The 1,188-nt window shown below is 36.9% G+C and carries 2 protein-coding genes; one reads left to right on the forward strand and one right to left on the reverse strand.

Translation table 11 applies throughout. The features are described 5' to 3' along the window. On the forward strand, positions 1–480 hold a 480-nt coding region (locus tag BLR79_RS09275), incomplete at its 5' end, for an LPXTG cell wall anchor domain-containing protein (protein ID WP_234970886.1). Between the two features lie 250 nt (positions 481–730). Here BLR79_RS09275 and BLR79_RS08780 read toward each other — a convergent pair. Further along, the gene (locus tag BLR79_RS08780) at positions 731–1,099 is read right to left on the reverse strand and encodes a site-specific DNA-methyltransferase (RefSeq protein ID WP_234970888.1); all 369 of its coding nucleotides are present in this window, start codon (positions 1,097–1,099) and stop codon (positions 731–733) included. Positions 1,100–1,188 lie beyond the last annotated feature (89 nt).

Genomic DNA, 1,188 nt, shown 5'->3' on the forward strand with positions numbered 1-1,188 from the left:
GATCGCTTCAAAGCAACAACAGAAGAGAAAGACGGCTATAAGTTCGAGAAAATCACTGGAACAGACAACTTAGAAAAACCGGACTACTATAAAGATGGTAAGACTGATGGTACGTATACACCTGGAGAGTATCAGCGTATTACGTATATCTATACAAAGACAGAACTTGATCCAGAAATTCCAGACGAACCTGGTACGCCAGATGAACCTGGCATGCCAGACGAACCCGGCACACCAGATGAACCAGGTACGCCAGACGAACCAGGTACGCCAGATGAACCTGGTACGCCAGACGAACCAGGCACACCAGAAAAGCCTAATGAGCCAATGAATAAAAATCCAAAACGCAATAATTCTTCTGATAAAGAATTACCGAATACGGGTGAATTGACGGGTGATTTTACGATATTATCTGCAGTATTGGCAATGCTAGGTGGAGTATTCACACTGGGTCGAAGCAAGAAAAGAAATGAAGATTAACTTTTAATTCATTACGGCAGGAACACTGGTCTTAATCGAACTATAATAATAAAATCTTCATAGCTATTAAAATTTATCATAGGAATTAAGCTTACCCCTTAGCTTAATTCCTATTTGTCTTGTGTTGAACATAGGTATCTATAAAAAAGTATCCATGCTCAATGAGGTATAGGAACTATGCCTTTAGTGGCATAATAAATAGGCTGATGAAAATATTTCTGTACCGACCTCCCAATCGTTAGATTTTGGTCTAACTTTTGGGGGTCGGTACATTTGGAAGAAGGTCTTCTTTCTCCACATCTTCTTTAGACATCCCAGCTTTCAATACTGTATCTTTATACGGGAAATCCAAGACCACATCTGTGGATTCATCTAAAAATCGTCCATTTACGGTTAAACCAATTTTCTTAGAATAATTAGTATAGGAGTCCATCCAATAGTTATCCATTTCAAAGGTTTCGATAAGCTTATTTGTTTCTAAAAGAGTATACTCACCAATTTGTTTGGCATAATGTTTCTTCACTAACTCATTGCTTAATAAAGCTATAATAAGTTCTTCATCATAGCTGTCAATATCTTGAATGACTTTTGCTTTATTTAATTCATTGCCAATTGTCAAGGGCAATTTAAAATTGTAGGTTTTCGGCAATCTAAAAATGTGGGTTTTGGGCAATTTAATTAGTTAGTCACTTTTTAACTTTCCTTTTA

Source organism: Dolosicoccus paucivorans, assembly GCF_900100125.1.
Classification (GTDB): domain Bacteria; phylum Bacillota; class Bacilli; order Lactobacillales; family Aerococcaceae; genus Dolosicoccus; species Dolosicoccus paucivorans.